Annotated in this window: 22 protein-coding genes and 1 pseudogene; 10 read left to right on the forward strand and 13 right to left on the reverse strand. The window is 59.8% G+C overall.

Going from position 1 to position 21093, the window contains the following annotated elements:
• Positions 1-13 precede the first annotated feature (13 nt).
• A complete protein-coding gene (locus FHT71_RS01950) occupies positions 14-877 on the forward strand; it encodes a class I SAM-dependent methyltransferase (protein ID WP_183718759.1) in 864 nt (287 codons plus the stop codon).
• A 92-nt stretch (positions 878-969) separates the two neighbouring features.
• A pseudogene (locus FHT71_RS01955) lies at positions 970-1119 on the forward strand (IS630 family transposase); the annotation flags it as partial.
• Positions 1120-1379: 260 nt separating this feature from the next.
• On the opposite strand, the gene FHT71_RS01960 reads toward FHT71_RS01955, so the two are convergent.
• From FHT71_RS01960 to FHT71_RS01995, 8 genes are all read right to left on the reverse strand, one after another.
• Positions 1380-2147 (reverse strand): fumarylacetoacetate hydrolase family protein, encoded by a 768-nt coding sequence (locus FHT71_RS01960; RefSeq protein WP_132587977.1) that lies wholly within the window; start codon positions 2145-2147, stop codon positions 1380-1382.
• 79 nt (positions 2148-2226) lie between these two features.
• On the reverse strand, positions 2227-3603 hold the full coding sequence (locus tag FHT71_RS01965) for an FGGY-family carbohydrate kinase (protein ID WP_132587976.1): 1377 nt from the start codon (positions 3601-3603) through the stop codon (positions 2227-2229).
• The gene (gene rhaM, locus FHT71_RS01970) at positions 3600-3920 is read right to left on the reverse strand and encodes an L-rhamnose mutarotase (protein ID WP_007795842.1); all 321 of its coding nucleotides are present in this window, start codon (positions 3918-3920) and stop codon (positions 3600-3602) included. The genes FHT71_RS01965 and rhaM overlap by 4 nt, the downstream gene beginning before the upstream one ends.
• Positions 3917-4930 (reverse strand): ABC transporter permease, encoded by a 1014-nt coding sequence (locus FHT71_RS01975; RefSeq protein ID WP_132587975.1) that lies wholly within the window; start codon positions 4928-4930, stop codon positions 3917-3919. The genes rhaM and FHT71_RS01975 overlap by 4 nt, the downstream gene beginning before the upstream one ends.
• Positions 4927-5928, reverse strand: a complete 1002-nt coding sequence (locus FHT71_RS01980) for an ABC transporter permease (protein ID WP_132587974.1) — start codon at positions 5926-5928, stop codon at positions 4927-4929. The genes FHT71_RS01975 and FHT71_RS01980 overlap by 4 nt, the downstream gene beginning before the upstream one ends.
• Before the next feature lie 10 nt (positions 5929-5938).
• The gene (locus FHT71_RS01985; RefSeq protein WP_132587973.1) at positions 5939-7474 is read right to left on the reverse strand and encodes a sugar ABC transporter ATP-binding protein; all 1536 of its coding nucleotides are present in this window, start codon (positions 7472-7474) and stop codon (positions 5939-5941) included.
• Between the two features lie 76 nt (positions 7475-7550).
• Positions 7551-8546, reverse strand: a complete 996-nt coding sequence (gene rhaS / locus FHT71_RS01990; protein WP_007795856.1) for a rhamnose ABC transporter substrate-binding protein — start codon at positions 8544-8546, stop codon at positions 7551-7553.
• A 51-nt stretch (positions 8547-8597) separates the two neighbouring features.
• Positions 8598-9407 (reverse strand): DeoR/GlpR family DNA-binding transcription regulator, encoded by an 810-nt coding sequence (locus FHT71_RS01995; RefSeq protein ID WP_132587972.1) that lies wholly within the window; start codon positions 9405-9407, stop codon positions 8598-8600.
• Between the two features lie 200 nt (positions 9408-9607).
• Between FHT71_RS01995 and FHT71_RS02000 the strand changes: the two genes are divergently transcribed.
• Entirely contained in the window at positions 9608-11704 is a 2097-nt protein-coding gene (locus tag FHT71_RS02000) for a bifunctional rhamnulose-1-phosphate aldolase/short-chain dehydrogenase (RefSeq protein ID WP_132587971.1), read from the forward strand.
• 63 nt (positions 11705-11767) lie between these two features.
• The gene (gene rhaI, locus FHT71_RS02005; protein WP_132587970.1) at positions 11768-13060 is read left to right on the forward strand and encodes an L-rhamnose catabolism isomerase; all 1293 of its coding nucleotides are present in this window, start codon (positions 11768-11770) and stop codon (positions 13058-13060) included.
• Between the two features lie 64 nt (positions 13061-13124).
• Here the strand turns inward: rhaI and FHT71_RS02010 are convergent, their stop codons facing one another.
• Positions 13125-13583, reverse strand: a complete 459-nt coding sequence (locus tag FHT71_RS02010; RefSeq protein ID WP_007795868.1) for a carboxymuconolactone decarboxylase family protein — start codon at positions 13581-13583, stop codon at positions 13125-13127.
• A gap of 111 nt (positions 13584-13694) precedes the next feature.
• On the opposite strand from FHT71_RS02010, the gene FHT71_RS02015 reads away from it, so the two are divergent.
• Entirely contained in the window at positions 13695-14573 is an 879-nt protein-coding gene (locus FHT71_RS02015; protein WP_132587969.1) for a sigma-70 family RNA polymerase sigma factor, read from the forward strand.
• Between the two features lie 94 nt (positions 14574-14667).
• Here the strand turns inward: FHT71_RS02015 and FHT71_RS02020 are convergent, their stop codons facing one another.
• Positions 14668-14877 (reverse strand): hypothetical protein, encoded by a 210-nt coding sequence (locus tag FHT71_RS02020; RefSeq protein WP_132587968.1) that lies wholly within the window; start codon positions 14875-14877, stop codon positions 14668-14670.
• Between the two features lie 127 nt (positions 14878-15004).
• Between FHT71_RS02020 and FHT71_RS02025 the strand changes: the two genes are divergently transcribed.
• Together FHT71_RS02025 and FHT71_RS02030 are read left to right on the forward strand one after the other, a co-directional pair.
• Positions 15005-15628 carry a TetR/AcrR family transcriptional regulator gene (locus tag FHT71_RS02025; protein WP_132587967.1) on the forward strand — a complete coding sequence of 208 codons (624 nt, stop codon included), beginning with the start codon at positions 15005-15007 and terminating at the stop codon, positions 15626-15628.
• Positions 15629-15696: 68 nt separating this feature from the next.
• Complete coding sequence (locus tag FHT71_RS02030) at positions 15697-15885, forward strand: hypothetical protein (RefSeq protein WP_132587966.1); 189 nt, start codon at positions 15697-15699, stop codon at positions 15883-15885.
• Here FHT71_RS02030 and FHT71_RS02035 read toward each other — a convergent pair.
• Positions 15882-16319, reverse strand: coding sequence for a DUF1810 domain-containing protein (locus tag FHT71_RS02035; protein WP_132587965.1), 438 nt, complete (start codon positions 16317-16319; stop codon positions 15882-15884). The two genes, FHT71_RS02030 and FHT71_RS02035, sit on opposite strands and share 4 nt — an antisense overlap.
• Positions 16320-16389: 70 nt before the next feature.
• Positions 16390-16698, reverse strand: coding sequence for a hypothetical protein (locus FHT71_RS02040; RefSeq protein WP_132587964.1), 309 nt, complete (start codon positions 16696-16698; stop codon positions 16390-16392).
• 224 nt (positions 16699-16922) lie between these two features.
• Between FHT71_RS02040 and FHT71_RS02045 the strand changes: the two genes are divergently transcribed.
• The 3 genes from FHT71_RS02045 to FHT71_RS02055 are packed head-to-tail and all read left to right on the forward strand — an operon-like array spanning position 16923 to position 20001.
• Positions 16923-18284 (forward strand): amidase, encoded by a 1362-nt coding sequence (locus FHT71_RS02045; RefSeq protein WP_132587963.1) that lies wholly within the window; start codon positions 16923-16925, stop codon positions 18282-18284.
• A 39-nt stretch (positions 18285-18323) separates the two neighbouring features.
• Positions 18324-19187: a TIM barrel protein gene (locus FHT71_RS02050; protein WP_183718761.1), complete on the forward strand. Its 864-nt coding sequence runs from the start codon at positions 18324-18326 to the stop codon at positions 19185-19187.
• Positions 19188-19206: 19 nt separating this feature from the next.
• Positions 19207-20001: an aldolase/citrate lyase family protein gene (locus FHT71_RS02055; protein ID WP_132587961.1), complete on the forward strand. Its 795-nt coding sequence runs from the start codon at positions 19207-19209 to the stop codon at positions 19999-20001.
• A 1-nt stretch (position 20002) separates the two neighbouring features.
• Here FHT71_RS02055 and FHT71_RS02060 read toward each other — a convergent pair whose 3' ends face one another.
• Positions 20003-20674, reverse strand: coding sequence for a hypothetical protein (locus tag FHT71_RS02060; RefSeq protein WP_183718763.1), 672 nt, complete (start codon positions 20672-20674; stop codon positions 20003-20005).
• Between the last annotated feature and the right edge of the window lie 419 nt (positions 20675-21093).

Genomic DNA, 21093 nt, shown 5'->3' on the forward strand with positions numbered 1-21093 from the left:
GCAAGGATATGGTATGACAGAGGAATATGTTTATCAGGTAGCCGACTGGAAAGGCCAAAGCGGGGAGCGCTGGGTCGCTTACCAGGCCTGGCTCGATGCCATGATGGCGGTGTTCGGCCAGGCAGCAATCGAAGCGGCCGCGCCCGCCACCGGCGAACGCGTGCTGGACGTCGGCTGCGGCGCGGGAGCGTCCAGTCTGGATCTGGCCGCCCGCGTCGGCGCGGGGGGCCATGTGCTAGGCGTGGACATATCCGCACCGCTGATCGGCAGAGCGCGCGCGCGAGCGCCGCAGGATACGCCGGCCCTGTTCCAGGTGGCCGACGCCAGCAGCACCGAGTTGCCCGAGGGCGCGTTCGACATCCTGTTCTCGCGCTTCGGAGTGATGTTCTTTGACGATCCGACAGGGGCGTTCGCTCATATGCGCCGTGCGCTCAAGCCGGGCGCGCGGGTCGCTTTCGTCTGCTGGCGCTCCATGGCCGAGAACGATTGGGTGCGCTTGCCGATGGGCGCGATCAAGGGCATCCTCCCGCCGATGACGCCGCCCGATCCCGAAGCGCCCGGCCCGTTCTCGTTTGGCGATCAGGGGCGGGTGGCGCGCGTTCTAACGGTGGCTGGTTTCACCGATGTCGCTATCGCGCCGTTCGATGCCTCCATCCCGTTCGGCAAGGGGGAGACGCGGGATGCGGCGCTCGACGACGCGGTGAAAATGACACTCGAAGTCGGCCCGCTGTCGCGCGCGCTCGTCAATCAGCCCGACGATATCCGCGCTCGCGCTTCGGCTGCGGTTCGTGCCGCCTTCGCGGGCTGCCCCGGTGAGCGGTCGGTGATGATCGATGGCGCGGCGTGGATCGTCACCGCGCGCAATCCGGCAAGCTGACAGGGATTAATACGCCCTCTTGCTGAGTGAGACACTTGAGCTTCCCAATTGACGATGAATCAGAATCTCTGTTGCAAAAGGGGAGGTTTGCGATGGGAGCAGCGATCTCATTACGGGCGGATTTTGACGCGGAAGGTCTTCGGCGTCTGGCCCGCAAGAGCAAGCATGCGGCGCAGGCGCGTCGTCTTTTGGCGCTTGCCTTGATCTATGGCGGAGGCTCGCGCTCGGATGCAGCGCGTCTTGGCAATGTCACCCTTCAGATCGTGTAGGTTCACGTCACCCAAAAGGTCATAAAAGAACTCAACCTGAAAGATATCCCGGAAGGCTTGTTGAACGATACGCAGGGCATCAGCGGCGACAAGTGGGACGCCTTTCACATCAAGGTTGCGGAGCTGCTGAACAAGGTGCCGCTCACGCAATGGAAAGACCGGTTCGCCGAAGGGGACGCGATCGCCCGTCTGGCGCTGGGACATTTTTTCTGGTTTCCTGCAATCGGCTCGGCTCAGACGAGGGCGAAACGGAAAAAGGCAGTATCGCCAAAAGCAATTTCAATATCCCCAGGCGTGACGAGTTCGATCGCGCCGCACAGCGTGCCCGTTGTGACGAGCGCCCCGGCCTTGAGCGACGTGTTCGGCCGCAGGCCATCGTTGGCGTAGGCCAAAAGCCATGTCAGCACATCGCCCTTCGGATGCTGAGCTGGCGCGTCAAAGATTGGCTGGCCGTTGAACGTTATCTTGAGCGGCGTGCCGCTTGCCCCATCGATGGCCGACTTTTCCACCCGAGGACCGAGCACATAGCCGCTGTTTCCAAGCCGATCGGCCAGGAATAGCAGGAAGGAGGTCTTGCCGCTCTCCTCGACCGCGCTCGCCAGAAGTTCCGCGCCGAGATGAACGGCGTCGATCGTATCGACGATGTCGGCGCGGCTGTAGCTGCCCTCGCGGCGGATCGGCAGGTCGCGACCGAGGCGCACAGCGATCTCTGCCTCGAACTTTGTGCCTCTCTGCCAGGGAATCCGCGCTCCAGAGTCGGCTTGCACATAGGGATGCAGTGGCGCGGTCACGGCCTGCCCATCGGGCGAGACGGTCACTTTCCAGGCATTGCTTTCGATAGCCTCATCGGCGACAAGAAAATTCTGCGCGTCCATTGCGTGCCTGAGATCGGCAGGCAGCGCAAATTCCGCCGTCGGCGCCTGGCTTTGTGAACGGCGCAGGCCGTGTAGTTTTGCTGCAAGCGCACGCGGATCAAAGGGTGCGGCGGCTGAAGCTGCCATAAGGTCTCCTCCATTTTCTTTGAGTCGCGAGCCTATAGCTAACGCTAAGATGGAGCGAGGTGTCGCGATGGAAAGACTGTTATGCCACCGCTGCGTGCCAAGCCTGGCGGTAGGCGCCGAGCCCGGGTATGGCGCTCGGCGCAATATGCCGCTCGCCGCCGGCAGGCGGCTTGATGCCGGTCAAAAGGGCGGCACCCTGGCTCGTACCGGTCGATCCGGGGATGGCGATGACATCGCGATTGGTGAGTGCGGCAAGCAGCATCAGATAGAAATCATTGAGTGCAAAAGGTCCTTCGACGATAACCGGGCCCTGCACGCCAATCAGGTCGAGGCAGGCCTGGTTCATCAATGCGAGATAGAGGCACAGCGCGGCATACCGCTCTTCGCGGGTCGCGCTCTGCGCGTTGAGCCAGCGTGCGTTTTTGCCCGGGAACGGTCCGGAGCCGGGTACAACGTTCGGAAGCAGCATCAGACCTTTCACGATGACCTGCCCGATTGCCGAGGCAACCTCTTCCTTGTCAACATGTCCGATCTCGCCTGAGATCGTTTCAAATTCGCGTCCGCCCATGAACCGGGAGGAGGGAACAGCTCGGCCATAGGCATCGACATTGGCAAGTGTGTCGCGCTTGGGATCGAGGTGATCGAGATCTCCGCCGACACCGAAACTGATCACCCATGTGCCTGTCGAGACAACTGCGAACGGTGCTGCTCGATCAATCAGATGCGGCAGAAGTGACGCGTTGGAATCGTGAATGCCACAATAGACAGGGATCTCACGGGTGAGGCCGATCGCTTCGGCAATATCAGGCAGAACCGGCCCGAGCGGATCGAAGGCAGAGCGGATCGGCGCCATGAGATCGCGGACGCCAAGCGCGTCGACCAGCGAGGAATAGCGGCCCTCACGCGGGTTCCAGAGATCGGTGTGGCAGCCGAGTGAGGTTACCTCGTTAGACACAATGCCGGTCAGTCGCGCTGTCCAGTATTGCGGATAGGTGAGGATCGTTACCACCTTGGCAAAGTCATCGGGCAAGGCGGTCTTCTGGTAATGCAGCTGTGCGCCGATATTCAGGCCCATGGTTTGGTGCGGCGAAAAGGTTTCCTCGAAGGGGGGGCGCAGCCGCGCATAGGCATCGCGAATATCGGCGGGATATTCGTGCTCGTAATCGAGCACCGGCATGGCCAAATTGCCGGCCTTGTCGAGAAGCGCAGCCGACGCTCCATGGGTAGTGATCGAGATGGCGTCGAAACCAGGCTCCTTGGCGAAGGAGCAAAGGGCATCCAACGTGAAGGACCAGAGCCTGTCGATATCGTAGTGCGGATAGAGACCGTCCCTGAGGACCGTGTTCGGGGTCCTCGCCTCTGCGACCTCGGCGCCCGTCGCGCTGTCCAGGACCACCACTTTGGCATTGGTCTTGCCGATATCGAGAACGGCGATGCGGCTATAGTTCGGTGTCATGGCATATGGAAGACAGTGACGAGGTCGCTCTGGACGGGAGAATTGTCCGGGTTCGTCGCCATGATATCAGCCATATGCGCCCACCACTTCTTCATGACGGGATGCTCGGGCAGACTTGCCATCGTATGATCGGCGCGACGTGTCAGAACGCCGAACAGCGTGTTCGTTTCGCGGTCGAGATGGATCGAGTAATCGCTGGCGCCGGACTGGTGCAGCAGATCGATCAGTTCCGGCCAGATTTCGTCGTGCCGCTTCCGGTACTCGGCTTCCATGCCGGGGTTGAGCGTCATCTTGAAGGCGTGTTTTTCCAGCGTCATTTGGAGCTCATGGCCTTGAGGCGGCGTGCGACGATCGGGATCGCGATGGTGATGATCAAAAGCAGGCCGATGAAGATCGACATGACGATGCCAGGGACATTCAACAGGCCGAGCCCGAAGGTGACGAGGCCCATGACGAAGGCGGCGATGACGACGCCACCGATCTTGCCCGAGCCGCCGAGGATCGAGACACCCCCGAGTACGACCATGGTGACGACTTCGAGTTCCCATCCCTGGGCAATCGAGGGACGGGTAGAACCAAGCCGCGAGGTCAGGCAGACGGCGGCAACGCCGCTCATGACGCCGGTCAGGATGAAGAGAATGAATTTCACGCGCTCGACCGGAATGCCCGAGAAGCGGGCGGCGAAGTCGTTATTGCCGATCGTATAGACCTGGCGGCCGAAATTCGTGGCATGCAGCAGGATCGCAAAGGCGATTGCCAGCACAATGAAGAGCACGAATTCGAAGGAGAAGACCCAGAAGACGTAACCCTGGCCGAAGAAGGCGAAATCCTCCGGATAACCGCCATAGGCCTGGTCGCCGAGGACGATATAGGAAATACCGCGGAACAGGCTCATCGTGCCGATCGTGACGACGATCGACGGCAGCTTCATGACGGAGACGAGAAAGCCGTTGAACATGCCGCACAGCAGGCCGACGCCAATGCCGATGAGGACCAAGCCGGGTGCTCCGACGCCAACTTGCGCTGCCGCTCCCATGGCTGTCGAGGCTAGCGCAATAATGGCGGCAACCGAAAGGTCGATCTCGCCGGCAATGACGAGCAGCGCCATGGCAAAGGCGATCATCGCCTTTTCCGTGAAGTTGAAGGTCGCGTCCGACAGGTTCCAGGCGTCCAGGAAGTAGGGGGATGCCAGAGAGTTAAAGATGAAGATGAAGACGGCGACCCCGAAGAGCAGAACCTCCCAGCTCGACATGATGCGCTTGAACGGCGTGCCGAGGCGATCGGGGATGACGCGCTTTTCGCTCGGGGTGGGAACGACGGTGCTCATGCTGCCACCTCTGCGGGGATCTCTGCTGCGGCCTTGTCGCGCAGAATGATGCGACCGCGATTGCGCTCGCGCCTTGCGTTGAAGACGACGGCGAGAATGATGACGGTGCCCGAAATCGCCATCTGCGTGAACGGTGAGATGCCGATGACGGGAAGTGCGTTCTTGATGACGCCGAGAAACAGAGCTCCAAGCACAGTGCCGATGACCGAGCCGACGCCGCCGGCAATCGAGATGCCGCCGATGACGCAGGCCGCAACGCTGTCGAGTTCGAAGCCGCTGGCGATATCGACATAGGCGACGGCGTAGCGCGACACCCAGAGATAGCTTGCAAGGCCGGCAAGCGCGCCTGATAGAACGAAGGCGAGGAACTTCGTCCAGCCGACATCAATGCCGGCGTAGACCGCGGCCGTCGGATTGCCCCCCGCAGCATAGGTGGAACGGCCGAACTGGCTGTATTTCAACAGCATGTAGATCAGGGCGACAATGACGATCGCAGCCCAGCTGAGAACCGGCATGCCAAGGACGACAGTGCGCGGAACGTTGAGGAACGTCGGCGTCATCTGGTGCGCGTTGACCCATTCGCCGCCAGACAGCACGAAAGCCATGCCGCGATAGATGGTGAGCGTACCGAGCGTGACGACGATCGGCGGAATTTCCAGTGCCCAGACGAGGAAGCCATTGATCGCACCGAGAAAGGCGCCGATCAGGATCGCCGCGAGGATGAGCACGATGAGGGGCAGGTCGGGATAGGCGGCATTCATCATCGCGATCGCCATGCCCGTGAAGGCAAGGTTTGCAGCAACCGACAAGTCGATCGACTTGGTGAGAATGACTGTCATCTGCGCGAGCGCAAGGATGATAAGGATGGACGTGTCATTGAAGATTGCGGCGAGGTTGCCGGGCGTTGCGAAATCCTGGGCTCTTGTCGAGAAGATCGCGACCATGACCGCGATAATGACGAAGAGCAGCGTTTCGCGCTTTTTTAGGAGTCTGGACATTCCGATTACCTCAAGCATTACCGGTCGCGGCGCGAACCAGCGTTTCCGGCGTCAGATCCTTGCGTTCGAAGAGACCGGCCATCAGGCCTTCCTTCATCACGAGGACGCGGTCGGACATTCCGATGATCTCCGGCAGTTCCGACGAGATCATAATGATCGATAGGCCCTCGGCGGCAAGCTCGCTGATAAAACCGTGCACAGCAGCCTTCGAACCGATGTCGATGCCCTTGGTCGGTTCATCGAGGATGATCACCTTGGGCAATGTCGCCAGCCATTTACCGATCACGACCTTCTGCTGATTACCGCCAGATAGCGTTCCGACAGGAACGGAGAGTGCTGCAGCGCGCAGATCCAGGCGTTCGGCATATTTGCGGGCGAGCGCAAATTCATTGGCCGCCTTCAGAAAGCCCTTGCGCGATGTACGCGTGAGTGATGGCAGGGTCATGTTCTGGTAGATCGGCATTGGCAGGGCCAAGCCGTGGCGGCCACGCTCCTCCGGCACATAAACGATGCCGGCTCGGATAGCATCAAGCGGGGAATGGACTGAAAGCGACTGCCCCTCAAGCTTCAGCGTGCCGGATGCAGGCTTGGTGATACCGAAGAGGGACTGGCAGAGCTCGGAACGACCCGCACCGATCAACCCGTAGACACCGAGGATCTCACCCTTGCGAAGGGTGAACGAGATATTGCGAAACTCTGTCTGGTGACAGTATTTCTCGACTTCGAGCACCGGGCCGCCGATGGCCACGTCGACCTTGGGAAACGCATTCTCGACATCACGGCCGACCATGAGCCGGACGATATCATCTTGCGGCGTCTGCTTGAGTTGGCCGTGGCCAACAGCACGACCATCGCGGAAAACGACGAAGTTATCGGCAATCTCGTAAAGTTCGTCGAACTTGTGGCTGATGAAGAGGATGGCTTTGCCCTGCGCCTTCAGCCCCTCGACAATGCGGAAGAGATCATCGATTTCCTTGCGCGATAGTGCTGCGGTCGGCTCGTCCATGATGACGATGCGTGCTTCGATCGAAAGCGCTCGCGCGATGGCGACGAGATGGCGCTGAGCAATCGAGAGATCCTTAAGGCGGATCGTCGGATCGATGTTGCTTTCAAGCGAATGCAGCAATTCCTTAGAGCGACTGTTCATCAGTTTCCAGTCGATCGTGCGGAACCTTGTGCGCGGCGCATGGCCGAGGAAGATGTTTTCTGCAACCGTCAGCTCATCGAAGAGCACGGTTTCCTGGTGGATGGCGGTGACGCCGACGTCGATGGCGGCCTGCGCATTGGCGAAGGTCGTGGGCTTGCCGTTAACGATGATCTCGCCTTCGTTTGGCCGATAGATGCCGGTCAGGATCTTGACGAGTGTTGACTTGCCGGCGCCGTTTTCGCCGATCAGGGCAGTGACCTTGCCCGGATAGAGCGCGATGCTGACGTTGTCGAGCGCCTTCACGCCGGGGAAAATCTGCGAAATGCCACGCATTTCCAGAATGGCGGGCGCGTCCTCGGTCTTGAGGCCTGCGACGGGTTGTTGAAGGGCGGTGTTCATCAGCGGTTACCGGTGTCGAATTGCAAGGTCCCGGCGGCTTTAGCCGCCGGGTTCTATTTCTTGAGCGAATTCAGGCTCAGAAGACCTTCGAGAACTGGTCGATGTTCGACGCATTGTAGACGAACGGGTCGGCCATAGCAGCTTCTCCGTTCTCGCCGATCTTGATCTTGCCCATGCGGCCGGCTTCGACTTCGGTGCCCGGCTTGCCAGTCGCGTCTCCCTTTACGAGATGGTAGGCGATTTGCGTTGCGGAGTAGCCGAGGTCGATCGGATTCCAGATGGCGAATTCCTTGGTTGCACCCGACTTGATCGCGCCAGCCATTTCCGACGGCAGACCGAGGCCAGTCACATAGACCTTGCCGACAAGGCCTTTGTCTTCGACGACCTTGGAAGCGGCCAGAACGCCGACCGTCGTCGGAGCGACGATGACCTTGACGTTCGGGTTCGACTTCAGCAGGCCTTCGGCTTCGCGATAGGACTTGTCCGACAGATCGTCGCCGTAAACGGTGGTGACGAGGTTGAGGCCCGGGAAGTCCTTGAGCTGCTTCTTCATCTGGTCGATCCAGATGTTCTGGTTCGTCGAGGTCGTCGTGGCCGACAGGATCGCGAAGTCACCCTTGCCGCCTTCGAGGTGGTCCTTGGCGAGCGTTAGGCACATTTTGCCGATCAGTTCGTTCGACGACGGGTTCAGTTGCAGGATGCGGCCGTCCTTGTTGACGCCGGAATCCCACGAGATGACCTTGATGCCGCGCTGCTTGGCCTTCTTCAGGGCCGGAACAACTGCATCCGGGTCATTGGCGGAGATGGCGATGGCATCAACACCCTGAGCGATCAGCGAGTTGATGACTTCGATCTGGCCTTCGGCCGTCGTCGAAGTCGGGCCGGTGTAGATCACTTCCACGCCGCCGAGTTCCTTGGCTGCTTCCTGGGCGCCCTTGTTGGCAGCCTCAAAGAAGCCGTTGCCGAGCGATTTCACCACAAGACCAATCTTGACGTCCTTGGCGCTAGCCGCGCCGGCCATCATGGCGACGGCAAACGCCACGCCGATTGCGAGTGTCTTTGCAAGTTTCATGCTTTCATCCTCCCACGTTGATAAGACTTGACTACATCCTGACGGCGCCACTCACGCGACCGACGAGGAATCCTCCTTCGCTTGCGAGACAGTGCTCGCTATGACGAGCTTGATGCCCGCATCTTCGATCATCCGGACGGAGTCCTCGGGAACACCGTCGTCAGTGATAATTGTCGAAACGCGGTCGAGCCGGCACAGAATGAGGCTCGATCGGCGGTGAAACTTGCTGGAATCGACCATGACGACCAACTCGTCGGCCTGATGCATCAGCTTCTGCTCGCTCTGAATGATTTGCGCGTCGGATTCCATGATGCCGAGCGGGCCGACGCCCTGCGCACCGATAAAGAAGCGGCGGGCGTAAAAATTGCGGATCGCATCGTTGTCGAACGGCGACAGGATCAGGCTCTGCTCGCGGTAGATGACGCCACCTGGCACCGTCACCGTATTCTTCGAGTGCTTGACCAGGTGCTCGGCGATCGCAAACGAGTTGGTCATCACCTGCATGCGATGGGCCGCCATGAAGTGCACCATCTGGAACGTGGTCGTCCCGCCATTGATGATGATGGCATCGCCTGGGTCGCACAGATCAACGGCTGCCCGCGCGATTGAGCGCTTTTTATCGATGTTGACTGATTCCGAAACCCGAAAGGGGCGTCCAGCGAGATTTCCGAGCTGCGGCGGGTGCACGGCTTCGGCGCCACCGCGCACACGCCGGATCTTTCCCTGCACGTGAAGGGCCGCGATGTCACGCCGGATCGTCGCCTCGGAAGCCTCGGTCAGTTCGGAAATATCCTGAATCGTGACGACCGACTTTTCCTGAACGGCGCTCAATATGATGCGATGGCGTTCGCGTTCGTGCATGGGGTTCCTCCTGGCTTGCTTATTTCGCAGTTGTGAGAATGTGTCAATCAAAAACGATCATAAAATTTCATAGTGCGCTGCAACATAATCGAAGTTGATCGTTTTCGATTGACAATGTCCATTTCGATGAGCGATACCGTCACCGCAAAGGAGCGCTGAGGTCGTTCGCGCTTCCAAGAAATTTTACATGGGAGGATGACATGGCGGCAACCGTCCGGCTTCTTGATAACCGTTGGGACGATTCACACGCGGCAGGCCTCGATGAGCCCGGTAAGCTTTTGTATCGCTCGAATCTGCTTGGCGCCGACAAGCGCATCACCAACTATGGCGGCGGCAACACCTCTGCCAAGGTGATGGAAACCGATCCGCTGACTGGCGAAAAGGTAAAGGTTCTCTGGGTCAAGGGTTCCGGTGGCGACGTCGGCACCATCAAGCTCGACGGATTTGCGACGCTTTATCAGGACAAGCTCGAGTCGCTGAAGGCGATCTACAAGGGCGTCGAGGATGAGGACCGCATGGTCGGCTTCCTGCCGCATTGCACTTACAACCTCAACAGCCGCGCTGCTTCGATCGACACGCCGCTACACGGTTTCGTGCCCTTTACGCATGTCGACCACATGCATCCGGATGCAATCATCGCCATCGCTGCCTCGAAGAACTCCAAGGACCTGACGAAACAGATTTTTGGCGACGAAATCGGCTGGCTGCCATGGCGCCGTCCGGGCTTCCAGCTCGGCCTGGACCTCGAAGCTTTCGTCAAGGCGAACCCGAATTCGAAGGGCGTCGTGCTTGAAAGCCACGGTCTCTTTACCTGGGCAAACGATGCCAAGGCCTGCTACGAGCTGACGCTCGAGATCATCAACAAGGCGATCGTCTGGTTTGCCGAAAAGACTGAAGGCAAGACGATCTTCGGTGGCGCCGCTACGCAGAGCCTGCCGGTTGAAGAGCGCCGCGCCATTGCAGCCCGCCTGATGCCCGAAATCCGCGGCCGCATCGGTAAGGCGGAGCGCAAGCTCGGTCACTTCGACGACCAGGACGCCGTGCTCGAATTCGTCAACTCCAAGAACCTGCAGCCGCTAGGCGCGCTCGGTACCAGCTGCCCGGACCACTTCCTGCGCACCAAGATCCGCCCGCTGATCGTCAATTTCGACCCGGCAAAGCCTGACGTGGATGCGATCGTTGCCGGTCTCGACAAGGCGCTTGAAGACTACCGCGCCGACTATGCCCGCTACTACAGCGACTGCAAGCATGCCAATTCGCCCGCCATGCGCGACGCGAACCCGGTTATCTTCCTCGTTCCCGGCGTCGGCATGCTGTCGTTCGCCCGCGACAAGGCGACTGCCCGCATCGCCAGCGAGTTCTACGTCAACGCCATCAATGTCATGCGCGGTGCTTCGACCGTTTCCGAATACCAGGGTCTGCCCGAGCAGGAAGCATTCGACATCGAGTACTGGCTTCTCGAAGAAGCCAAGCTCCAGCGCATGCCGAAGCCGAAGAGCCTTGCTGGCAAGGTTGCCTTCGTCACTGGCGGTGCCGGCGGCATTGGTCGTGCAACGGCTGCCCGCCTGATCGGCGAGGGTGCTTGCGTGGTGCTTGCCGACATCGACCAGGATGCACTCGACAGCACAAAGGCCGATTTCGCCAAGCAGTTCGGCGCGGATGCCGTTTGCGGCGTCAAGCTTGATGTGACCAAGGAAGACGCGGTGATGTCGTCGTTTGCGGAAGCCTGCGTCGAATTCGGTGGTGTCGATATCCTCGTTTCGAACGCAGGTATCGCTTCGTCTGCTCCGATCGAAAGCACCGAGCTTTCGATGTGGAACAAGAACATCGACATTCTGGCGACCGGCTACTTCCTGGTGTCGCGCGAAGCCTTCCGTCTTTTCCGCAAGCAGAGCCTCGGCGGAAACGTCGTATTCGTCGCTTCCAAGAACGGTCTGGCATCCTCGCCGAACGCTGCGGCCTATTGCACGGCCAAGGCGGCCGAGATCCATCTTGCCCGTTGCCTGGCGCTCGAAGGCGCAGAAGCTGGCATTCGCGTCAACACCGTCAATCCGGATGCAGTTCTTCGCGGATCGAAGATCTGGAGCGGCGAGTGGCGCGAACAGCGTGCAGCATCGTCAAAGATCGAGATCAACGAGCTCGAGGAGCATTACCGCAAGCGTTCCATGCTGAAGCTCAATGTCTTCCCTGAGGACATCGCCGAAGCAATCTACTTCCTGGCGTCTGATCTCTCGGCGAAATCGACCGGCAACATCATCAACGTCGATGCCGGCAACGCGCAGAGCTTCCCGCGCTAAGTCCAACTGCTACGGCGGGCGCCATGCCCGCCGCTTCTTATCCACATATGTCGGGAGGAAACCATGGCCGAGTTCAAGATCGCGCAGGATCTGATTGCGCAAGAAAACGACAAGCGCGCATCCGCGCTGAAATCCGACTACGAAGCACTTGGCGCCAATCTTTCGCGCCGTGGCATCGACATTGAAAACATCACACGCCGCGTATCCGAGTTCTTTGTCGCCGTTCCGTCCTGGGGCGTGGGCACTGGCGGCACGCGCTTTGCGCGCTTTCCCGGCACTGGTGAACCTCGCGGCATCTTTGACAAGCTGGACGACTGCTCCGTCATCAACGAGCTGACGCGCGCCACGCCGAACGTCTCCCTCCACATTCCGTGGGACAAGACCGATGCCAAGGAATTGAAGGCAAAGGGCGATGCGCTCGGCCTCGGTTTCGACGCGATGAATTCGAACACCTTCTCCGACGCGCCCGGCCAGAAGCATTCCTACAAGTATGGTTCGCTCAGCCACACTGATGCCGCAACGCGTGCACAAGCCGTCGAGCACAATCTCGAATGTATCGAGATTGGCAAGGCGATCGGTTCCAGGGCGCTGACCGTCTGGATTGGGGACGGCTCCAATTTCCCCGGCCAGAGCAACTTCACCAAGGCCTTCGAGCGTTACCTTGCGTCGATGGCCGACATCTACGAGGCACTGCCGGACGGCTGGAAGCTGTTTTCCGAGCACAAAATGTACGAGCCGGCCTTCTACTCGACGGTCGTGCAGGACTGGGGCACCAACTACCTGATCGCCCAGACGCTCGGCCCTAAGGCGCAATGCCTGGTCGACCTGGGCCATCACGCGCCGAACACCAACATCGAAATGATCGTTGCCCGCCTGATCCAGTTCGGCAAGCTCGGCGGATTCCACTTCAACGATTCGAAGTATGGCGACGACGACCTCGATGCCGGTGTGATCGAACCATACCGTCTGTTCCTGGTGTTCAACGAGTTGGTTGATGCCGAGCAGCGTGGCGTCAACGACTTCAATCCGGCTCACATGATCGACCAATCGCACAATGTGACCGATCCGATCGAAAGCCTGATCAACAGCGCCAACGAAATCCGCCGCGCTTACGCGCAGGCTCTGCTTGTCGACCGCAAGGCGTTGGCCGGCTATCAGGACGAAAACGACGCGATGATGGCGAGCGAAGCCCTGAAGCGCGCTTATCGTTCTGACGTTGAGCCGATCCTGGCGGAAGCGCGCCGCCGTACTGGCGGTGCGATCGATCCGGTCGCAACCTACCGCGCAAGCGGCTACCGCAGGAAGGTCGCGGCCGAGCGTCCGGCTTCGGTTGCCGGCGGTGGTGGCATCATCTGATCCCTAAGCCTCCCAAGGCTGTTTTGTCGGGCCGCTGTCTATGGGACGGCGGCCCGATCCCGTTTTACGGCTTCCATTCGCCGGCGATCTGCCGGGTGGCGATGTTCAGTCGGTTCCAGACGTTGATGTTGGCGATGGCGATGACGAGGGCCGCCAGGCTCTTGCCGTCGAAATGCCGCGTGGCTTCGTCCCAGATGTGATCGGGCACCGGGTCGGCGCGATCGCTGACGCGAGTGACCGCCTCCGTCAAGGCAAGGGCTGCCCGTTCGGCCGGCGTGAAGTACGGCGTGTCGCGCCAGGCGCTAACAGCAAACAGGCGCTCATCCGTCTCGCCCGCCTTCTTGGCAATGCGCGGATGCCCGTCGATGCAAACGCTGCAGCCATTGATCTGGCTGGCGCGCAGATTGACGAGTTCCAACAGGATTGGCGAAAGACCTGATTTGGCCGGTATTGTCCCGAGGGCATGCAGAGCCTGCATCGCTTCAGGGACGACGACGGCTGGATTTCCCATTCTTGCTTGCATCATATGTCTCCTTGAGGTGTTTTCCAAAATGACGCCGCCGGCTGTGCTTTGTCACATCGGCCGGGTTTCGTTCGTCATGGAGCTGACGAAACAGGCTGGAGGAATGTGACAATGGATAAGAAAAACTGGCTGGCTGGAGAATTCGAAGCAAACAGGGCGCATCTCAGCGCCGTCGCCTATCGTATGCTCGGCTCCCGCGCGGAGGCCGACGACGCCGTTCAAGAGGCCTGGCTGCGGCTCGGCCGTTCTGATGCGGACACGATCGACAATGTCGGCGGCTGGCTGACGACCGTCGTGGCACGCATCTGCCTGGACGTGCTGCGATCAAGAAAGACGAGGCGAGAAGAGCCGTTTGATCTACCCGTTCATGAGCGCGTCGCAGATACGTCCAAGGCGACCGATCCGGAACGGGAATTGGCCCTTGCCGATTCCGTTGGCCTGGCGCTGCTCGTCATTCTGGAGACATTGGCGCCGGCCGAGCGCGTCGCCTTTGTACTGCACGATATGTTCGATCTGCCCTTCGACGACATTGCGCCGATCATTCACCGCTCTTCGGCGGCAACGCGCCAGCTCGCAAGTCGCGCCCGCCGTCGGGTCCAGGGCAGGACCGATGTCCCGGAGGCGAACGCGGCGCGCAAGAAGCAGATCGTCAACGCGTTCCTCGCGGCCTCGCGTCTTGGCGACATCAAGGCACTGCTCTCGATCCTCGATCCGCAGGTGGTCTTCACCCCCGACGCTACAGCGATGCGGTATAACCCCTCCGTTCGCGAGCTTCATGGCGCAAATGCCGTCGCACAAACCTTCAAGGGGCGGGCCCAGGCCGCCCAGCCCGCGCTGATCGATGGAGAATTCGGGCTGGTGGTTGTTGTGGGTGGACAACTGCGCGTCGTCCTGCTTCTGACTTTCGAAGAGGAGAAGATCACTGCGATCGATGCGGTTGCCGCCCCCGAGTATCTCGGTCATCTAAAATACGAGTTGCTGGGAGAATAGTGGCGCCGATCCCCAAACGGCCCGATCCCCAAACGGAAAGAGCCGCCGCTTGATCAGCGACGACTCTCACAGGGGCAGGGAAGCACCCGAAACTTCAGCAATAGCTGCACATGGCCGCTGGGTTGTTGGAGATCACGCTCAGAAATTTGCCCACTGGAGAGGTCCGTTGTTCGCGCTTCTTGGCGGCCGTCTCAAGCAGATGCTTGAAATCGTCGAGTTTCACGCCGTCGGCGCGGAGCACCATGGCGATCAGGGGGTCGCGAAGGGCTTCGGTAATGGTCAGGTCTTCTCTGGTCTTGCTCATGGTTTGCCTCCTTTCGTGGGCGGTAGCCCGTGTTCCACCCCGGCCGCATCATTCAACCACGTTGACTTCAGCGAGAAGTGGTGTTACCGGTAAGTAACAATGCATTTGTTACCGATCGGTCACATGGATGTCAAGGACCTTGTCCGCAAAAAAATCAGAATCATTGAGCCTGCTGTCTCCTGCAAATACTGACGAGAAAATCCCGCCACGGGAGCGCATCGTCTCGACCGCAGCCGAGCTGTTTCGTGAGCACGGCATCCGCGGCATTGGCGTGGATGCGATCGCAGACGCCGCATTGACCAACAAGATGACGCTCTACCGCCATTTTGGCTCTAAAGACGAGCTGGTCTGCGAGACGCTGCGGCGCGCTTCGGAAAAAGCCGAGGCGATCTGGCGCGATCTCGAGACGGCCCATCCGGGCGATCCGAAAGGGCAGCTCAGGGCGTGGGTCGAAGCGCGAACGCAGAGCCTTTGCGGTGAACATGTTGGCTGTGATCTCGCCAATGCAGCCATCGAGCTCAAAGGAGAGGGGCATCCGGCCTATGGCGTGATCGAACGCCACAAGGCAGAGCAACGCGACAGGCTGGAAGCGCTCTGTCTTTCAGCCGGTGCGCGCGAACCGAAACTGCTGGCCGACACGCTGACGCTCCTTCTTGAGGGCGCTCGCGTGACGCGCCAAGCCATGGGCAACGACACATGTTGCAATCATTTCTCCAAGGCCTGCAACGCTGCCATCACCGCTTTTGCGTGATGGCGCCCGCCGATCGGCGGGAACCATACGCCTTTACACTCGTTTCGGACGATGTGGGAAGTAAAGGCATGGATTACATCTACCTTCACCGTCTGTATGCAAAACGAGCCGAACTCGAGGCAAAGCTCGAGCTCTATGAGGCGCGCGGTTGCTTCGGCGACGAAGAGATCGATGACGGCACCGATCAAGAGCTGCGAGAGCGGATCAATGAATTATCTGCTGAGATCGACGCGCTGGAGCATTCGAGCGCATTTTAGTTGCTCGCGTCCAATAACTGGATGGTGCGATCGTCGAACTCTCCCCGATAGAGCCGGTCAATCACCTTGTGAAAAGGCGATCCATGTTCGCTGATCGCCGCAAACAGCGTCATGGAAGAGCGCAGCTTGAAATCATCAGGAGAGCCAAAGATTTCGTGCGCGGATTTGCCCTCGATAGCAAGGACGGCTTCGACGCAGCGCAGTAGCCTGCCGCCGAGAACGGGATCTGCAAGATAGGCAGCGGCCTCTTCCGCTGATCGGATGGCGTATTTCTCTGCCATGAATGATGAGCCGAGGCCGGCGATCTGAGGAAAGATGAACCACATCCAGTGGGAGCGCTTATGTCCGGCTCTCAACTCCGAAAGCGCCCGCTCATAGTCCCCATTCTGCGCGTCAACAAAGCGGCCCAGATTATAGTCAATCTCATCGGGCATCGACGATCCTCCTCTTGCGCATAACTATATCGCAGGGAAGGGTTGTCCATGCCCGCAGCGCGACAGATCCTCAGCAGGATCTGTCTGGGTACGGGCTGTGTTCACGGCAGTAATCGACCGCGGGCAACGATTCGGAGATCGATCCCACCGTTGCCGTGTCGAGGCCCGATGCCATGGGTGCCGTCAAATGGACCGTCAGCCCTGCAATGCCCAGAAGCGCAAAGGCTGCAAGAACGATGAAGCGTTCTGATATTGAAGGTTTGTGCGCATTCACATGCTCAACGTATTCGCGTTCGCCCATGCCGTCCAACTCGTCATCTGTTGCGTGGTGGTGCACCACGTCGCCGCGCGCCGTGTTCCAACTCTCGCCGTTTGTCATTTTGTTAACTCCTACACGGATGCGTACACCGGCATATGATCGTCCTTTCGCCGGCAAACAGTACGCAAAAACCATGTGTGTTTTCTTGGTCCCCAATGGAAGACCGGATACACAAACGCAGTGTTCATAAAATCGAACCAATCGGTTTGATTTGACTTTAAGGGCTTGGCTCGCCGAACAAATTCGGCTTAGTTCGGCAGGTCAGTCAGATTGTGGATACCCCTATGACGAAAACATTTGGCGCCATGTCCGTCGCGCAGCTTTCCAGTCTCATCCAAACGACAGCTGTCGATCCCATCGAAGTGACGGAAGCCGTCATCGATGGCATCGAAGCACATGCCGATCGGGCGGTCTTCACGACAATCCTGAAGGATCGCGCGACGGAAGAGGCGAAAGCCTCATCGAAGCGAATGAAAGAGGGCCGCTCGCGTGGCATGCTGGACGGCATTCCAATCGCCTGGAAGGACCTCTTTGATATCAAGGGTCGCACAACGACCGCCGGATCGACGGTTCTGGCAAGCGGTCCGGCTGCGCAGGCAGACGCGCCAGTCGTGGCAACGCTGAAGCAGGCGGGCATGGTCTCGATCGGCTGTACCAATATGAGCGAGTTCGCGTTCTCCGGGCTCGGCCTCAATCCGCACTACGATACGCCCCACAATCCGCGCAGCAGCGATGTTCCACGCGTTCCGGGCGGTTCGTCTTCCGGCGCTGGCGTTGCGGTGGCAGCCGGCCTCGTACCGGTGGCGATGGGGACGGATACGGGCGGCTCCGTGCGCATCCCTGCCGCCTTCAACGGCATTGTCGGATATAAGGCGACCCGCGGCCGCTACCCCATGGCGGGCGTCTATCCGCTGGCGAAAAGTCTGGATTCGCTGGGTCCGCTCTGCAGGACCGTTCAGGATGCGGTTTGGATCGACGCTGGAATGCGCGGTGCGGCGGCGCCGGCAATTGTTGCCCAGCCGCTCAAGGGGCTCGATATCGTGATCCCTGACAACGTCGTGTTCGATGGTGCGGAAGCCGGGGTTGTTGCGTCTTTCGAGACGGCAGTCGATTGGCTCGCGGCGGAGGGCGCATCGATCAGCCGGATCAAGATCCCGGCTTTTGATGAATTGTTGGCGCTCATGGCCCAGTACGGCGCCCTTGTCACGGCCGAAGCCTTTGCCCTTCACCGCGAACGGTTGGCGGGGCCGCAAGCCGCCGACATGGATCACCGCGTCGTGATGCGCATAAGGCTTGGCGAGAAGACAACGCTGGCGAACTATCTTGCGATCCTCGATAAGCGCGAAAGGTTGATAGGCGATGTCGAGCGCCTCGTCGGCGACAGCTTCGTCGCTTTTCCATCTGTCGTCCATGTGGCGCCGCCAATCGCGCCGCTTCAAGCCGACGACGATTTGTTTTTCGCAACCAACGGGAAGACGTTGCGCAACACGCTGCTTGGCAACTTCCTCGATTGGTGCGGCGTATCGATACCGTGCGGGACGGGAGATGCTGACATGCCGGTAGGCTTGCTGCTTTCTGCCTTGGGCAAACGGGACGAGGCACTTCTCAGCGCAGCGCTCTCGGTGGAGGAGGTTATCCGCGGATAACTCATTTAAGACGGTCGCTATTGCTGCTGGGAGGAGAACATGACTGAAGGCAATTTGGAGAATGGACGTTTTGCAGTTTCGACATGGTCGCTGCATCGGCTGTTAGGGGCCGTCTATCCCTACAGCCCCGATCCGGACAAGCGTGCCACGCGCAAGGAGCCCTATGGGCCAGGGCGGTCCGCGTTGACCGATATCCCGGGGCAACTTGCCGACCGTGGCATCGGACGGCTTGAGATATGCTCGTTCCACCTGCCAAGCCTTGAACCCTCCTATCTCGCGGAGATGCGCGCCGCGCTTCACGACGCTGGGATCCTGCTCCAGACGCTGCTCGTTGAAGATGGGGATCCAAGCCATCGCGAAACCGCCGAGCGGGATATCCAGTGGATCGCCGGCTGGATTGAGATCGCGCAAGCGCTTGGCGCCAAGAACATGCGGGTGATCGCAGGTAAGCAGCCGCCGACGGCAGAAAACCTCAAGCGGGCAGCGGGCCATCTTGGTTGGCTTGCGAAACAGGCGGAAAACAGCAGCGTTCGCATTGTCACCGAGAACTGGTTCGATCTGCTGGCTTCTGCGAAGGAGACGAATTGGCTGCTAGATACTCTGCAAGGCAAGGTCGGTCTGAATGGCGATCTTGGCAATTGGGTTGCACCGGCAAAGTACGCGGGGCTTTCCGACATCATGCGTCGTGCGGAACTCTGTCACGCCAAGGCCGATTTCAACGGATCGGGGCTAGACAGTGCGGACTACCGCAAATGCCTGGAGGCGTGCCGGACGGCAGGTTACAGCGGACCATATACCTTGATTTACGATTCATCGTTTTTTGCCGATGAGTGGGACGGCATTCTGCATGAAAAGGCATTCGTCGAGGACTTCCATCAAGAAAAGCAGCGCGCGGTTGGCTGAACCGCGAAAGGAGCATGGCATGAGTGGCGCAACGACAATCGACGGCTTCGCAAAGCGGATCCGAAGCGGTGAGGGCGGATTGATATCCGCGTGGATCGGCATTCCCGATCCGCTTTTCGTCAATCATCTGGCGCAAGAGGCCTTTGATGCCGTTGTGTTGGATATGCAGCATGGCGTTTGGGATATCGGATCGGCCGCTGTTGGTATTGGCCAAGGGAGGCTTGCCGGCAAACCGGTGCTCGCTCGCATTCCGGTCGGCGATTTCGCATCGGCCTCGCGTCTTCTCGATGCGGGAGCCTCCGGCATCATTGCGCCCATGATCAACTCGGCATCGGACGCCAGGGCCCTGGCGACGGCCACCAAATACCCACCCCTTGGCGAGCGTAGCTGGGGGCCGACCCTGGCGATGAACCATACGGGGCTTTCGGCAACCGAATATCTCGCGACCGCCAACGAGCACACCGTGGCAATTGCCATGATCGAGACGCGCGCGGCCCTTGATGCTGCAGATGAAATCATGCGTGTCGACGGCATCGACGGCATCTTCGTCGGGCCATCCGACTTGTCGATCGCACTGTCAGATGGAGCGAAGGTGGCACCCGATACGGCGCAGGTCGACGCCGTTCTCAAGCACTTGATCGCCCGTTGCCGGGCTCACGGCAAATTTGCCTGCGTGTTCGGCAGCAATGGCGAGCGGGCGGGCGAACTGTTGAAAATGGGTTTCGATTTCGTTATCGCCGGGGCCGACACGCAGCAATTGCGTTCGGGTGCAGCAAGCGCGATTGCAGCCGCCAGGCGGGTCCAGGCAAGCTGATCTATTTGACGGCGAGCCATATGACGTGACGCGCGCCACCGCGCTTGCCGTTGGCGCGTGTGTTGACGGCATCGACGGTAAAGCCGCAGTCGCCAAGCCGCCGGGTGAAACCGGCGTCGGGACCTGATGACCAGACGGCAAGAACGCCGCCCGTTCGCAGGGCATCGCGTGCAGCGCGTAAACCCGCAAAATCGTAGAGGCGATCGTTGGAGCGGCGCGTCAGACCATCAGGCCCATTGTCGACGTCAAGCAGGATTGCGTCGAAGTGCGCCTTGCTTCGCCGTACGAGTTCGCCAACGTCGCCCTCATGGATGGCGACGCGTGGATCGTTAAGGCAACCCTGAAATACGTCTGACATTGGCCCGCGTGCCCATTTCACCACCGCCGGCACGAGTTCGGCAACGATAATCGATGCATCTTGTGGCAAAACGGAAAGGGCAGCACGCAACGTGAAACCCATCCCGAGACCACCGATCAGCACATGCGGACGCGCACGCCCTTTGATCCTTTCATGAGAAAGCGTTGCGAGCGCCTCCTCGGAGCCACTCAGGCGGCTGTTCATCAGCTCGTTCGAGCCCAGCATGATCGAGAACTCGCTGCCTCGCCGTTTGAGACGCAATTCACCGCCTTCTTCAGGAATGGGGGCGCAATCAAGCTGGATCCAGGGGAGCATGTTATTCGTGCCTCGCGTTGCGCGGTTCCCCTAGCACAGAAATGGCAGATCCGCGAACCTGGAAACAGGCTCGCGGTTGGCTGCAAGGTTTGCTTTCAGTTCCTCTCAAGGCAAGCTTGGTTGTTGCCTTGGACCCCACGGCGCTGTGGTGGGCATCGCGTCCATTGTATATTGCCGGACCCTGTCGTACTGCCGGTTTGGAACGTGTCGAACGGTATTGCGAATCCACCGCTCGGTGCCTCGTCTTCGCGGGAAGTCCCGAGCGGCGGTGAACCGTCGAAGCGGCCGCTGCTATCCATGCCCATATTCGCTTGCGCAAAGGCTGAACCGGCGAAACTGAGGACTAGGACTGACGTCACTGCGATAAGCCTGCGCATGATCGAGATCCCTTCATGTTGATGCAATTATGAGTATAGCGC

Source organism: Rhizobium sp. BK060 (genome assembly GCF_014193145.1).
GTDB lineage: Bacteria > Pseudomonadota > Alphaproteobacteria > Rhizobiales > Rhizobiaceae > Rhizobium.

Coding starts and splice junctions, on each gene's coding strand:
- FHT71_RS01950 (WP_183718759.1), top strand. CDS start 14: ATGACAGAGGAATATGTTTATCAGGTAGCCGACTGGAAAGGCCAAAGC.
- FHT71_RS01960 (WP_132587977.1), bottom strand. CDS start 2,147: ATGGCAGCTTCAGCCGCCGCACCCTTTGATCCGCGTGCGCTTGCAGCA.
- FHT71_RS01965 (WP_132587976.1), bottom strand. CDS start 3,603: ATGACACCGAACTATAGCCGCATCGCCGTTCTCGATATCGGCAAGACC.
- rhaM (WP_007795842.1), bottom strand. CDS start 3,920: ATGACGCTGGAAAAACACGCCTTCAAGATGACGCTCAACCCCGGCATG.
- FHT71_RS01975 (WP_132587975.1), bottom strand. CDS start 4,930: ATGAGCACCGTCGTTCCCACCCCGAGCGAAAAGCGCGTCATCCCCGAT.
- FHT71_RS01980 (WP_132587974.1), bottom strand. CDS start 5,928: ATGTCCAGACTCCTAAAAAAGCGCGAAACGCTGCTCTTCGTCATTATC.
- FHT71_RS01985 (WP_132587973.1), bottom strand. CDS start 7,474: ATGAACACCGCCCTTCAACAACCCGTCGCAGGCCTCAAGACCGAGGAC.
- rhaS (WP_007795856.1), bottom strand. CDS start 8,546: ATGAAACTTGCAAAGACACTCGCAATCGGCGTGGCGTTTGCCGTCGCC.
- FHT71_RS01995 (WP_132587972.1), bottom strand. CDS start 9,407: ATGCACGAACGCGAACGCCATCGCATCATATTGAGCGCCGTTCAGGAA.
- FHT71_RS02000 (WP_132587971.1), top strand. CDS start 9,608: ATGGCGGCAACCGTCCGGCTTCTTGATAACCGTTGGGACGATTCACAC.
- rhaI (WP_132587970.1), top strand. CDS start 11,768: ATGGCCGAGTTCAAGATCGCGCAGGATCTGATTGCGCAAGAAAACGAC.
- FHT71_RS02010 (WP_007795868.1), bottom strand. CDS start 13,583: ATGCAAGCAAGAATGGGAAATCCAGCCGTCGTCGTCCCTGAAGCGATG.
- FHT71_RS02015 (WP_132587969.1), top strand. CDS start 13,695: ATGGATAAGAAAAACTGGCTGGCTGGAGAATTCGAAGCAAACAGGGCG.
- FHT71_RS02020 (WP_132587968.1), bottom strand. CDS start 14,877: ATGAGCAAGACCAGAGAAGACCTGACCATTACCGAAGCCCTTCGCGAC.
- FHT71_RS02025 (WP_132587967.1), top strand. CDS start 15,005: ATGTCAAGGACCTTGTCCGCAAAAAAATCAGAATCATTGAGCCTGCTG.
- FHT71_RS02030 (WP_132587966.1), top strand. CDS start 15,697: ATGGATTACATCTACCTTCACCGTCTGTATGCAAAACGAGCCGAACTC.
- FHT71_RS02035 (WP_132587965.1), bottom strand. CDS start 16,319: ATGCCCGATGAGATTGACTATAATCTGGGCCGCTTTGTTGACGCGCAG.
- FHT71_RS02040 (WP_132587964.1), bottom strand. CDS start 16,698: ATGACAAACGGCGAGAGTTGGAACACGGCGCGCGGCGACGTGGTGCAC.
- FHT71_RS02045 (WP_132587963.1), top strand. CDS start 16,923: ATGACGAAAACATTTGGCGCCATGTCCGTCGCGCAGCTTTCCAGTCTC.
- FHT71_RS02050 (WP_183718761.1), top strand. CDS start 18,324: ATGACTGAAGGCAATTTGGAGAATGGACGTTTTGCAGTTTCGACATGG.
- FHT71_RS02055 (WP_132587961.1), top strand. CDS start 19,207: ATGAGTGGCGCAACGACAATCGACGGCTTCGCAAAGCGGATCCGAAGC.
- FHT71_RS02060 (WP_183718763.1), bottom strand. CDS start 20,674: ATGCTCCCCTGGATCCAGCTTGATTGCGCCCCCATTCCTGAAGAAGGC.